The organism is Thalassospira lohafexi, assembly GCF_002844275.1.
In the GTDB taxonomy this organism is placed as follows: domain Bacteria; phylum Pseudomonadota; class Alphaproteobacteria; order Rhodospirillales; family Thalassospiraceae; genus Thalassospira; species Thalassospira lohafexi.
The window spans coordinates 14,220-27,027 of record NZ_NXGX01000001.1; the positions used below are offsets into that span (position 1 = coordinate 14,220).

Annotated in this window: 11 protein-coding genes; 6 read left to right on the top strand and 5 right to left on the bottom strand. The window is 53.6% G+C overall.

The annotated features are described in order from the left end of the window. Position 1 precedes the first annotated feature (1 nt). On the bottom strand, positions 2-2,050 hold the full coding sequence (locus COO92_RS00045) for a methylmalonyl-CoA mutase family protein (RefSeq protein WP_101298832.1): 2,049 nt from the start codon (positions 2,048-2,050) through the stop codon (positions 2-4). 407 nt (positions 2,051-2,457) lie between these two features. Here COO92_RS00045 and COO92_RS00050 point away from each other — a divergent pair, with 407 nt between their 5' ends. Next, entirely contained in the window at positions 2,458-2,880 is a 423-nt protein-coding gene (locus tag COO92_RS00050; RefSeq protein WP_022730884.1) for a response regulator, read from the top strand. A 45-nt stretch (positions 2,881-2,925) separates the two neighbouring features. Here COO92_RS00050 and phhA read toward each other — a convergent pair whose 3' ends face one another. Next, a complete protein-coding gene (phhA, locus tag COO92_RS00055) occupies positions 2,926-3,816 on the bottom strand; it encodes a phenylalanine 4-monooxygenase (RefSeq protein ID WP_101298833.1) in 891 nt (296 codons plus the stop codon). 141 nt (positions 3,817-3,957) lie between these two features. Between phhA and COO92_RS00060 the strand changes: the two genes are divergently transcribed. From COO92_RS00060 to COO92_RS00070, 3 genes are all read left to right on the top strand, one after another. Continuing rightward, positions 3,958-4,437 carry an Lrp/AsnC family transcriptional regulator gene (locus COO92_RS00060; RefSeq protein ID WP_022730888.1) on the top strand — a complete coding sequence of 160 codons (480 nt, stop codon included), beginning with the start codon at positions 3,958-3,960 and terminating at the stop codon, positions 4,435-4,437. Between the two features lie 111 nt (positions 4,438-4,548). Next, on the top strand, positions 4,549-5,553 hold the full coding sequence (locus COO92_RS00065; protein WP_240626260.1) for an asparaginase: 1,005 nt from the start codon (positions 4,549-4,551) through the stop codon (positions 5,551-5,553). 37 nt (positions 5,554-5,590) lie between these two features. After that, a complete protein-coding gene (locus COO92_RS00070) occupies positions 5,591-5,911 on the top strand; it encodes a YnfA family protein (RefSeq protein WP_101298837.1) in 321 nt (106 codons plus the stop codon). A gap of 42 nt (positions 5,912-5,953) precedes the next feature. On the opposite strand, the gene COO92_RS00075 is transcribed toward COO92_RS00070, so the two are convergent. Then, positions 5,954-7,177, bottom strand: coding sequence for a response regulator (locus tag COO92_RS00075; protein WP_101298839.1), 1,224 nt, complete (start codon positions 7,175-7,177; stop codon positions 5,954-5,956). Positions 7,178-7,627: 450 nt separating this feature from the next. Here COO92_RS00075 and COO92_RS00085 point away from each other — a divergent pair, with 450 nt between their 5' ends. Together COO92_RS00085 and COO92_RS00090 are read left to right on the top strand one after the other, a co-directional pair. Next, positions 7,628-8,815, top strand: coding sequence for a pentapeptide repeat-containing protein (locus tag COO92_RS00085; protein ID WP_240626261.1), 1,188 nt, complete (start codon positions 7,628-7,630; stop codon positions 8,813-8,815). Between the two features lie 190 nt (positions 8,816-9,005). Next, the gene (locus COO92_RS00090; protein WP_101298845.1) at positions 9,006-10,280 is read left to right on the top strand and encodes a pentapeptide repeat-containing protein; all 1,275 of its coding nucleotides are present in this window, start codon (positions 9,006-9,008) and stop codon (positions 10,278-10,280) included. Positions 10,281-10,380: 100 nt separating this feature from the next. Here the strand turns inward: COO92_RS00090 and argJ are convergent, their stop codons facing one another. After that, a complete protein-coding gene (gene argJ, locus COO92_RS00095; RefSeq protein ID WP_101298847.1) occupies positions 10,381-11,610 on the bottom strand; it encodes a bifunctional glutamate N-acetyltransferase/amino-acid acetyltransferase ArgJ in 1,230 nt (409 codons plus the stop codon). Between the two features lie 181 nt (positions 11,611-11,791). Continuing rightward, the gene (locus COO92_RS00100) at positions 11,792-12,649 is read right to left on the bottom strand and encodes a peptidylprolyl isomerase (protein ID WP_101298849.1); all 858 of its coding nucleotides are present in this window, start codon (positions 12,647-12,649) and stop codon (positions 11,792-11,794) included. Positions 12,650-12,808 lie beyond the last annotated feature (159 nt).

Below are 12,808 nucleotides of genomic sequence, written 5' to 3' on the forward strand. Positions count from 1 at the left end.
ATTATTTATCCCCCCGTGCGCCAGATAAATGATCCATTGCCGTTCGGCAGGTATCAGGAACGTCAGTGCCGACGTAAATAAAGTCATCAATGCCCGCGGCCTCATATTCGGCCCGCGCATCGCCCGGATGACCGGCAAGATAGACCAGTGATGCCCCAGCATTCTTAAGGGCACTGGCAACATCGGCAGCCATATCGCCATATTGCGGGTCAGACCCACAAATCACCGCGATTTTGGCACCCGACGCGGTGAAGGCCTTTGCAACTGATTTGGCATCGGCAAAACCGGTGTTGGTGATGGCTTCAATCCCGCCGGCTTCAAAGAAGTTCCGGGCAAACATTGCACGTGCAGTGTGCTGGGCAACCTTGCCCAGATTGGCCAGAAAGATTTGCGGGAAGGTGCCTGTTTTGGCCTTGTAGCCATCCGCACGTTTGCGCAATGTCTCATACGGTTCGGACAAACGATGCGGGGTCAGGGCCGGAACCGTCGTCGCGGCACTGGTGCCATAAAGATCGGTATACATATGACCGATGGTTGCCCCTTTGCGCGCAGCCTCCATCAAACTGGAAAGTGTCGCGCCAACCGTTTCGGTGTATTTGGTTTGGCGGGCCTTGCCATTGGCTTGAATGGTATCAAGGTCGGGCGCATCGCAGGTGACTTTGGCTTCGGCAATATTGGGGAATTCCGAAACACCGGTCAGCGGATCGCGCCGGTTTGCGACGCGTTCTTCACGCGTGTGCCAAACGGCTTCAATGTCTTTTTTCAAACCGCCGTTGGCAAGGGCGGCGACAATGCCACCGGATGCTTCAAGCGACTGGAACTTGGCCCATGCGGCCTTTGCAAGATCGCGGGTCATGTTTTCGATAAACCATGCGCCCCCCGCCGGATCAATCACCCGGTGAACGTTGCTTTCTTCTTGCAGGATCAATTGTGTGTTGCGCGCAATACGTCGGGTAAACCCATCGGGCAGGCCGATTAAATGGTCATAAGGCAGGCAGACAACACTATCAGCCCCGCCCAGACCCGCGGCAAAGCTTGTCACCGTCGTGCGCAGCATATTGACCCATGGATCAACCTTGCTCATCGCCATTTCAGCCGAGACGGCATTGATCGAAATTGAGGCGTCTTCGGCACCCGATGCGGCCAGAATGCGGGTCCACATCAGGCGCAAGGCGCGCAGTTTGGCGATCCCGGCAAAGAAATCCGTGCCAATGGCGACGTTAAACACCATCGCACCGGCGGCCTGATCAACCGCCATGCCGGTATCGGTCAGCGCGCGTAAATAGGCGACACCAGATGCCAGCAAACAGGCAAGCTCCTGCCCATCGGTGGCACCGGCATTGTAATAGGGCGCGCCATTGACCGAAATTGCCGTGCCCATCGGGAACAGGTCAATCAGTTCGGCAGTAATGTTTGCGGTTTGGCGTAATGCGTCGTCGGTGGAGCAGGGCAGGGTTCCGGTGCTGGCAAGCGTTCCGATGGGGTCAATGTTAAAGGCCGGGGCGGCTTCACTCGCACCATCTTCATCGGTCATGCGGGCGGCCAACATGGCGGCGGCTGGAATGGCGGCGGCCCCGCCATCAAGTGCGATGGTCGCAAGGTCGGTGTAAACGTCGCTTAACGTGCATTCAAGATCGGCCAGACAATGAATGGCAATGCCATCCACGCCAACCTCGCCCGAACTGATTTCGCGTCCCTTGCGTGCGGCCGCATCAAGCTTAAGCAAGATGGATGTCGCACCATTTTCAAGGTCGTCGAGGATCGCGGCATTTGTGACGATGGGGTCGGGATGCGTATGAAGTTGACGAATGTCCCAGCCAGTCACCGTTTCGCGTGGTTCAACCGACGCGCTGAGCACGTCGTGTATCAGACGGGTATCGGCATCCTGATCGCCCTTGGTATAAAGTGGCTGCAGGGCAAAGCCGTCGAGTGTTTTGGTGACGAGCTTTTTCTCAAACGACGCCCCTTTAAGGGCTTCCTCGGCGAGGGTGCGCCAAGCTGCATAATCAGCAGACGGAAATTCGGATGCCAGCTTAAGCGGGTCTGTCATGCTTTCTCCCGGTCGGAAAGTTTCCGAATTAATGATACTAGGGTCAAACCGCATTCACATAATCGTACCGGTTGCCCGGATTCCCGACCATATTGCCATATCGTCGTTGCGACATGGCGGTTTATAGCATCTGGCTTTAATTCCGTAAATAGGCATGGAAATACCTATTTAGAAGGAGGGTAAAGCCGAATGATCTTCTTTCCGTAGCGTCAAATGGCAGAATCCCGGTTGTTTTTTGTGCCAAAAGGTCAGCAGCAACCAGATCACGTGCCATCGGTCTGCATTATACTTTGGCCTGAACATGGAAAAGATAGGGCACGCAGGCGCAAATATTTGGGCTGTTTAACCAATTTGACATTTTCATCTGTCAATTTGTGCTTGTCCCAATTCTCGGAGTATCGCCATCCATGAACGCGCTCAGCGCCATGCCGTCGCAAGCCAGTCCTGACGGGCTTGTTGCCTTTGCCGACGACAGTCCCAGTGCCAAAGCAGCTCTTGAAACGGTGCTGCGCCGTGCCGGATATGACGTGGCAAGTTTTGACTGTGCCGATGATCTGATTGATCAGCTTGACGGGCTTTATCCGCGCGCCATCATTCTGGATATCGAGATGCCCGGCATGAGCGGATTTGAAGCTTTTTGTGAAATCCGCCGCCGGTATCCCAATGCGACCAATGTACCGGTATTCTTCTTTTCCGCGCATTATGATTCCGATACCCGCGCACAGGCAGATGCGCTGGGGGCGGCCGACTTCATCAGCAAGGATGCCAGCCCGACCGTGGTGCTTGAACAGCTTAACCGCGTGCTCGGCAAAGCCATCAGCACCTGTTAGCACCCTTGCCAATTCATATCTCATGACGCGAACGCGCCCTGCCTGTTACGCAGGGCGTTGTTGCATCTGGCGGGCTCTGCCAAGTTCGATGGTGCGATTTGAATCACCATGAACGTGATACAGCCGATCCGTTGATAAGGTGGTTTCTGGATTGATCGACGGTGTGCTGACCAATCGCTCATAGATCGGGGCGAGGGGCGTTTTCATCGCATCAAACAACTGATCATAACTGTCCAGAACGAAATAGGTTTTCTGGAAATCATCAATTGCGTAATCGGTCGCCATTACCCGTTCAAGATCAAAGCCCACGCGGTTTGGCGTCGGGTCTGTGACCGAGTAAATAGTTTCGGTTTGCGATGACAACATGCCTGCCCCATAGGCCCGCAAGCCATGATCGGTCATGATCAGGCCAAACTCGACCATGTACCAGTACATCCGCGCAAGGTTCTTAAGCCCGCCTGTGGCAATGGCTTCCGGCCCCTTGGCACCGTAAGCTGCAAGATAATCGGCAAAGACCGGGTCATAGAGCATTGGCACATGACCAAAGAAATCATGGAAAATGTCGGGTTCGACCAGATAATCCATTTCTTCTGGTGTGCGCAGCCAGACAGTCACCGGAAAGCGGCGATTGGCAAGGTGGTCGAAAAACACGTCATCCGGCACAAGCCCCGGAACCGCAACCAGTTGCCAGCCGGTTGCGGCAAAAAGCTGTTCACTGACCCGGCCAAAATGCGGGATGCCGTCGGCCGCATCCAGCTTTGACAAGTTGGTAATGTAATCATCGGCGGCATAGCCTGGCAGAATGGCCGATTGACGGGCATAAAGCTTACGCCACAGGTCATGTTCAGCCTCGTTATACGACTGCCAGTCTTGCGCAATGGTATAGTCATCTTCGATGTGGCTGTAATCGCCTCGCAGATCGTTTCCCTGAGTCATGGCTGGTCCTCTTTCGGGTTCTGATGCCAATTTACAGCGGATATTTTACATCAAATTCCATGTCATTTTCTGGCGAATAAAATACCATTTTGCGTTATGGTTGAATAAAAGTGACTTAAAATGGATAGTGTGGGGCGTATAATGACCGATCTGAGCTTAAGCGTGACCGATATCCGTATTTTGCAGATTCTGCAAAATGAGGCCGGGATCAGCAATGTCGCACTTGCCGAAAAGGTCGGCATGTCGCCATCCCCGTGTTTGCGACGGGTCAAACAGCTTGAAGCATCCGGGGTGATCCGCCGACAGGTGGCGTTGCTGGATCGCAAAAAGGTTGGGCTTGGCGTTCTGGCGACCATTCAGGTGCGCCTACAACGCCACACCGAAGCCGGTGCAGAGGATTTTGCCCATGCGATGAATGACCTTCCCGAAATCCTGTCATGCTGGGCAATGACCGGGCGGCAGGATTTCCTGCTGGTTGCGGTGGCCAGCAACATCGAAAGTTTTGGTGATTTTGTCACTCATCAGTTGCTTTCAATGCCCAATGTGCGCGATGTGCAATCCAGTTTGGTGCTCAAGGAATATAAGAATCACACGGCAATCCCCTTGCCAAAGGCCATTTGATCGCATTGGCCAAGTTTGGCGTGCATGACGTGCTGTGCTTGCTTTTGGGGGCGGGTTTGGGCATAGGAAGATGACGTTCTGATCCCGTCCCACCAATGCCGGAGCACAATGATGTCGCACGCAGCCAACCCGATCCTTGTCGAAGCCACCCGTGGATCGATGGTCGAAAGTTTCCATCGCGGGCGGTATGTCGTGATGAAGGCCGATGGCACGGTGGTGGCTGAGGGCGGCGATATTGATGCGTTGATGTATCCGCGCTCGGCAATCAAACCATTGCTGGCAATCCCCTTGGTCGAAAGCGGGGCGGCGGACGCCTTCAAGCTTGAGGACAAGCATATCGCGCTGGCCTGTTCATCGCATAATGGCGAGGAAGAACACGCCAATACGGTTAAGGCATGGCTTGAACATATCGGGTTGTCGGTCGAAATGCTTGAATGTGCGCCGCATTATTCTATCCATCCACCCGCCGGGATCAAACAGGCTGGTGATCAGATCACCTTGACCAAGGCGCATAACAACTGTTCGGGGAAACATTCCGGGTTTCTGACGACAGCGCAGCATCTGGGCGATACCCCGGCAGGTTATATCAACGAGTCTCATCCGGTTCAGCAACGCCTGATCAAGGTGCTTGAGGAGATGGGTGATTGTGATTTGTCATCGACCCCGCGCGGTATTGATGGCTGTGGCATTCCGGTGATTGGCATGCGGTTGCGCGATCTTGGGTTGGCCATGGCGCGTATGGCCGATCCATCCGGGTTGGACGCCAAACGCATCGAGGCGATCAAACGCATCCGTAAGGGCTGTGCCGCAGCACCGTTTATGGTGGCCGGGACCGGTCGTTTCTGTACCGGGATCATGGAAGAATGCGGTGAAGACGCACTGGTTAAGGTCGGAGCCGAGGGCGTTTATTGCGCCGCCTTCCCCAAGCAGGGACTTGGTGTGGCACTTAAAATCGACGATGGCACGCAACGCGGGGCCGAGGTCGCAATGGGCGCCATCTTGCGTCAGCATGGCGTGATTGATGATGCCAAGGCAGAAAAGCTTAAGAAATACCTGACACCGGTTCTGACCAACTGGGCCGGAAAATATGCCGGTGACATGCGTCCGGCATTTTAGGGCCAAAGACCTATTAGTTTGAGCCAAAGGGGACGTGATGCAGACCGTTGCGGCCTATATCGCAGCAGCACTTGCCGAAATTGCCGGATGCTTTGCCTTTTGGGCGTGGCTGAAATCGGGCAAGTCGGTTCTGTGGGTCATTCCGGGGATTGCGTCGCTGATTGTCTTTGCGTGGTTACTCACCCGTGTTGATGCGGCCTTTGCCGGGCGGGCTTATGCGGCTTATGGCGGGGTCTATATTGCCGCATCTGTTTTCTGGCTGTGGATTGTCGAGCGCGCTGTGCCTGATCGTTGGGATTTAAGCGGTATGGCGATTTGTCTTGTCGGGGCGGGCGTCATTTTGTTCGCGCCGCGTTAATGCAAACGGCTGCGTTGCAGGCTGGCCTTGGTTGACCACGGCTTAGTCGTTGGTCAGTTGCTTGTATTTTCCCGAGACGATCCGCGCAATGCTGGTCCATTCCTCGATACGTGACGCTTTTCCGATCTGTTCGAGATAGGCCAAATCAATGTCGCTTTCGACCGCACCCCCGGCATCAATAATGGCGATCTCGCGGGTCAAATGTTGCGCGACATAGATTGCGGTAACTGCATTCATTTCCTTATGAGGCAAGTCCATCGGGCGGTGGTGATAGGCAACTGCCTGAATAACCGGGGCAGGAAACCCCCATAACCCCAAAAGATAGGCCCCGATTTCAGGATGCCCTGCACCAAACTGTTCTTCTTCTGCCTTTTCAATCGGGATGTTTTCCTGTTCAACCCGGTCGGTCACCAGCTTCATTTCATCGGGGCGATTGGCATAGAGGATCAGGGTGCCGATATGGCTCAGCATGCCGATTGATGGGACGGCATGGCACACTTCGCGCGGCAGTTTTTCATATTCGGCAATCAATGCCGCTGTGACACCAATTTGCTGGCTTCGGTGACATAGGCGTTTCAGGTTCGCCGCCTGATTTCTGGGGCCGTCAAAGCCGCGGTAAACGCCAATAAACAGTGCAAGCGCCTTAAGCGTCTCCATGCCGAGCATCCGCACAGCATGGGAAACCGAGGAGACTTTTTGCGTAATGGCAAAATAGGATGAATTGGTAAGTTTCAGGACCTCGGTGGTCAGTGCAATGTCGGCTTCAACAATCTTGCACACGCTTTCAGGCGAATAGTGCGGGGTGTTGAACAATGATTGAAGCTGCAGATAGGTATCGGGTGGAGACGCCAGACTTTTGGCATTTGCCACCAATGTCCGCATCTCCGGGCTTTGCAGCCGCTGGCGCAGGCTAAGCGCATTTTCGATGCTATCAAGCAGGGTTTGATTGTCGCAGGGTTTGCTAAGGAACTGATGCGCGGGGCCGATGGTCCGCAGATAGGAATCGTTGCTGGCGTGCCCGGTTAAAATGATCCGAACCGCATCAGGCTGGATTTTCTGCATTTCTTCCAGCAGCGCCACCCCGTCCATTCCCGGCATTTGAATGTCGGTGACAATGACATCAAAGGATTGGTCTTTTGCCATGCCGAGGGCCGCAGAACCGCTATTGGCGAAATGAAGGTTCCAGTCTGGCCGTAAAGTTTTCAGGCGCCGTCGGAGCCCCTGCAAAACGTTGGCGTCGTCGTCGACAAACAGAATGTGATGCATTGACCCTGCGCAGCAATTTTGGAGAAAGCAATCTTTTGCAGATGGTCCTTGATCAGACGTATGACAAGGCGGCTTGGGGAACCCGCGACTTTGGGATTATTGCGAATCGCGCCAATACGGCCCACTTTAAAATTGGGAGGTGGCAACGATATCGTGTTTATGAGACTGCTGTGCCTATAGTCGCGCTGTCAAAGGTGCTGCCGCCCTGCGGGGTTGTATATGAGATAGCGTCTAAATATTTATAAACACGCGATATTTTTGGGAAATGTCAGATTTTGTAAGACTGTTGATGCGCGAGTAGGAGTAGACTTAAAGAATATTCTAATTAACGTAGAACAAGACTGTTAAATGACCGGGGATTCGGCCCAGTAAATGACATCACGCGCAGAATTAATTGATGGCATTAAGAAGCACCAACTCTATGTGACGAAGCAGCCCGGGGGCCGTCGCATGCAGTTGCGTAATGGCAATCTGTCACGCATCAAGATGAGCAAAATCAGCCTTGAAGATGCCGTTCTGCCAGGTGCGAATTTTATTCAGGCAACCATCCGCGACGTCTGTTTTGATTTTTGTGATTTGTTTGGCACCAACTTTGTCGAAGCCGACCTTGAAGGGTCAAGCTTTGTCCGGGCTGATTTGCGCGGTGCGAACATGGCGCGCGCCAAATTGCGCAATGCCAACCTTAAGGGGGCTGACCTTCGATCCGGTGTGATGGTGGTGGTTGACGGCGGGCGCGAAAGAAAAGTCAAACGCGCCACCGATCTTGCCAACGCGGATATGGAAGGGTCGATGCTTTCGGGGGCCAATTTTGCCGAAAGCAACATGTCGGGATCACGCTTGGTCGATGCAGACCTGAGCGACGCCAACATGTTTGCGGTCAATCTGGCGGGTGCGGATTTGACCGGGTGTAACCTGTCCGGGGCGAAGCTTAAAAACGCCAACCTCAAAGGGGCACGGCTTAAGGACAGCCTTCTGGTCGGCACCGATTTGACAGGGGCGAACCTTCGCAATGTCGATTTGGCCGGTGTTGATCTTTCACAGGCAAATATCGCCAATTCCATTGGCAGCAAAGCGGTTACCCCCTTGCCCGATGATATTCGAGAATTGGTCAACGGCCATAGCGAATGGCTGGCCAGCAACGGACAGACCGGAACGCCTTTGAATGCGACCGGACGTGACCTGACCGAAATGGATTTTTCCGGACTGGATTTATCGGCGGCCTGCTTTGATGACTGTATTTTGCGCAACGCGTTGTTCGTTGATACGATTCTTGCGATGTCATCAATGCGCAATGCAGATTTATCGCGTGCACGGCTGAACGGATCGATTTTGAACGGCATTCGACTGTCAAACGCAGTTTGCGCCAAATCTGTTTTTCAGGGCGCCAAGTTCGGCGGTGTCGCGCAGCTTGATGGTCAGGGTAAAAAAACCGGTTCGGTTTGGCGTGCGGACCTAAGCGGTACCGATTTCTCAAAGGCCGATATGCGCAATGCTGTTTTCGACGCACCGAAGATGAAAGGTGCCAGCTTGAAGAACGCCAATATTTCGGGTGTTTCTTTTGGTGATACCGATCTTGTCGATGTTGATTTAAGCGGTGCAAATATCGGTGCAATCCTGACCGGAACCATCCCGGAATAGGTCTCTGGCAGTGCCTTGCTATTGCTGGCTTTCGGGGTGTCATGCGATGCCCGATTAAAAACGAATCCCCGACATCAAAAGAATATTACGGTTTTGCAAGGCGTTAAAAGCATTGCGTTACGGCGAAACTGTTGCATTCTGTCTGCTTAATTCAAGAATGGTAATTTAGCGGTCGGGGAATATTTGCAAGATGGATTCGCGTTCAGATCTGATTGATGCCATCAAAATGCATCAACTGTATCTCAATCAAAAGCCAGGTGGGCGGCGCATGCAAATGCGCAGTGCCAACCTGTCGCGCATAAAAATGAGCAAAATCAGCCTCCAGGACGCCATTCTACCCGGTGCGAATTTCATTCAAGCGACCGCCCATAAAGTCTGTTTCGATTTTTGTGATTTGTTTGGGGCCAACTTCGTGGAGGCCGATCTTGAAAGGTCGAGTTTCCAGCGGGCTGATCTGCGCGGTGCGAACATGGCGCGCGCCAAGCTGCGCTACGCCAATCTGAGCGGCATTGACCTGCGTGCTGGCATCATGGTGATTGTCGAAGGTTCGCAGGAACGCCCGGTCAGTAAGGCCGCCGACATGACCAGTACCGATCTTGAAGGGGCGATGATGTGGGGGGCCAACCTGACCGGTGCCAGAATGTCCGGGGCGAGCCTTTCAAAAACTGATCTTAGTGATGCGAACATGTTTGCTGTGAACCTTGAAGGTGCCGATTTAACCGGCTGTAACCTCAATGGGGCAAAGTTACGCAATGCGAACCTTAAGGGGGCAAAACTTGCGGAATGTAATCTGGTCGGTGCGGATTTAAGTGGGGCCAACCTTCGCAACGTTGACATGACGAATGTCGACCTGTCCCAATCCAATACATCAAATTCAATCGGTGGTGGAACGTCGTCAGCGCCACTGGTGGACGATATTCGCGATCTGGTGAATGGCCATAGTGAGTGGCTGCTATCAGACGGAAAAAACGGTGCGCCCATGATTGCGGTTGGGCGGGATCTGACCGGGCTTGATTTTTCCGGTCTGGACCTGTCGGGGGCCTGCTTTGATAAATGTATCCTGCGCGGGGCATTGTTCGTCGATACGATCCTTGCCATGTGCTCCATGCGTGACGCGGACATGAAGAAAGTCCGTATGAACGGGGCTGTGATGGATGGCGTTCGAATGGCCAATTCCGATTGCAGCGAAGCCATTTTTCAAGGGGTGAAGTTCGGCGGGATTGATCAGCGCGACAAAAAAGGTGTCAAGACAGGCACGATGTGGCGCGCGGATTTAACAAACACGAATTTTGAACAGGCCGATTTGCGGAACTCGGTTTTCGATGAAGCACAAATGAAGGGCGCAAACCTGACAAAGGCAAACGTTGCCGGGGTTGCCTTTGGCGACACAGACTTAAGCGATGTGGAACTTGAAGGGGCAAATGTTGGTTTGGTTCTGAACGGCAATATTCCCGGACGCAGATGATCACATCTCTGATCGATCCAGCGCAAAACGAAAAATGCCGCCTGTGACAGGCGGCATTTTGTTTGTGCGGTTGGTCGTGGCCTTTGATCAGTTAAGGTGATCAGCTACGGTAATCCGCATTGATCGAGATATAGCCATGCGTCAGGTCACAGGTCCAGACGGTGGCCGCCCCATCACCAAACCCAAGATCGGCAACGATATCGATGTATTGACCCTTAATATGCGCTTCAACCGGGGTTTCATCGTAATCTTCGACGCGCTCGCCATTTTTGGCCAGCGCAATACCGCCAATTGAAATGGTCAGTTTGTTGGGATCAGCGGTGACACCGCATTTCCCAACCGCCATGACAATACGGCCCCAGTTGGCGTCTTCACCGGCAATCGCGGTTTTGACCAGCGGCGAATTTGCAATCGCCTTGGCGGCAATCTTGGCTTCTTTTTCGCTGACCGCACCTGTGACATTTACCGTGATGAATTTGGTCGCACCTTCGCCGTCGCGCACGATCTGATGGGCAAGATCACGCAGTACGCCTTCAAGGGCGTCTTTGAACTCGGTCAATGCCGGGTCATCCATACCCGAAACGGCATCGTTGCCCGCCTTGCCGGTTGCTGCCAGAAGGACCGTATCGGACGTTGATGTATCGCTATCAACCGTGATGGCATTGAAGCTGCGGTTGTTGCAATCGGCCAAAACTGCCTGAAGAACCGCATGCGGGATGGCCGCATCGGTGAAAATAAAACCAAGCATAGTTGCCATGTTTGGTTCGATCATCCCCGATCCCTTGGCAAAGCCGGAAATCGAAACCGTGGTGCCGTTGATTTTCGCGGTTGCCGAGGCGCCCTTTGGGAAGGTGTCAGTCGTCATGATGGCCTTGGCAGCATCAAGCCAACTGGCATCATTGGCAAGCAAGTCGCCCATGGCATCGGTGATGCGATTGGCCGTGGTTGGTTCGCCAATTACACCGGTTGACGCGGTAAAGATTTCCGCTTTGTCACACCCCAGTGCCTTTGACGCAGTTTCGACCTTGTCTGCGACAAATTTCTCGCCAGCCTTGCCGGTAAAGGCAACAGAATTGCCCGCGTTGACAAAAAATGCCCGTGCGGTGCCACCCTTAAGGGCTTCGCGGCCCCAACGTACTGCTGCTGATGCGGTGGTCGATGTGGTGAACACTGCGGCAACCTGTGTGCCCGGATCAAGTTCGGCCAGAAACACATCCGGTCGGCCTTTGTAACGGATGCCAAGCGTTGCGGTGTGCAGTTTGACACCGGCAATGGCCGGCAGTTCGGGAAAGGCCGCAGGGGCAAGCGGAGAAACGGAAGTCGCACCCATTTGTATCATTTCCTTCAAATGGTGTTGGTCAAAGAGACATCTGTCCATCCTGCCGCAATGGTGGTGAAAAGCAAGCAACAGAACGGGACATTATCTTAAAAAAAAACGGGGCGAAGCAATGTGCCTCGCCCCGTTGGGAACCTGTTTGCATCAGAAACCTGATGGGCAAAGCCCGTATCAGTTATTCTTTGGTTTCTTCTGCCGGTGCATCGCCTTCGGCGGGCATTGGGGCATTGTTGACGATGTCTGCATCTGCGCGCAGGCTTTCAACAAGATCGTCAATTGCCTTGCGGGTCAGCTCACCAACCATCTGCTGACGAACTTCTTCAAGCGACGGTTGGGTGCCTTCTTTTTTCTCTTCAACCATGATCACATGCCAGCCAAACTGGGTCTGAACCGGTTCTTTGCTGTAGGTGCCTGGCTCCATGGCAAAGGCTGCTTCGGCAAATGGTGCAACCATGTCGGCGCTGCCAAAGAAGCCAAGGTCGCCACCATTCGGGCCGGATGGACCGGTCGATTTTTCCTTGGCGAGTTCGGCGAAGTCCGCACCGTCATCAAGTTCGGTGATGATGGCTTTGGCGTCTTCTTCGTTCTCAAGCAGGATATGACGGGCGTGAACCTGCGGTTCTGGCTCGTTGGTTTTCAGGAATTCTTCGTATTGTTCTTTGATAGCGTCTTCGCTTGCCGATTTTGCGATTTCACGATCAAGGAACGTTTCGGCAATGACACGGCGTTCAAGTGCATCAACGCGTGCTTTGACTTCTTCGTCATCGGCAAGACCGGCATCACGGCCTGCGATCATCAGCAAACGCTGATTGATTTCGCGATCAACGAGTGTCGGTTTGAGCATTTCAAACGGAAGCTGGCGATACTGTTGCGGCAGACCCGCCTGGGTCGCGCGAACTTCAGATTCCAGGATTTCCTCACCATTGACCGTCGCAACGACCGGATCTTCGGTCGGTGCAGCGTCCTGTGCCATGACAGGGGAAGCAAAAATAACGGATGCCAGTGACGCGGCAAAAAGGGTTCTGCGCAGCATAGTTTCTCCAGACTTTGATTTCAAAGGGGGGATAACCCCCATCGCCTCTCCCCACGGGTAAATCACATAAGGCTTTATTGCACAAGGCTTCCCCGTGGCGACTGCGGTTTTTCGCAAAGCATTCTGTCCAAAATATGAAACGCTTATCTTTGCGTTTCA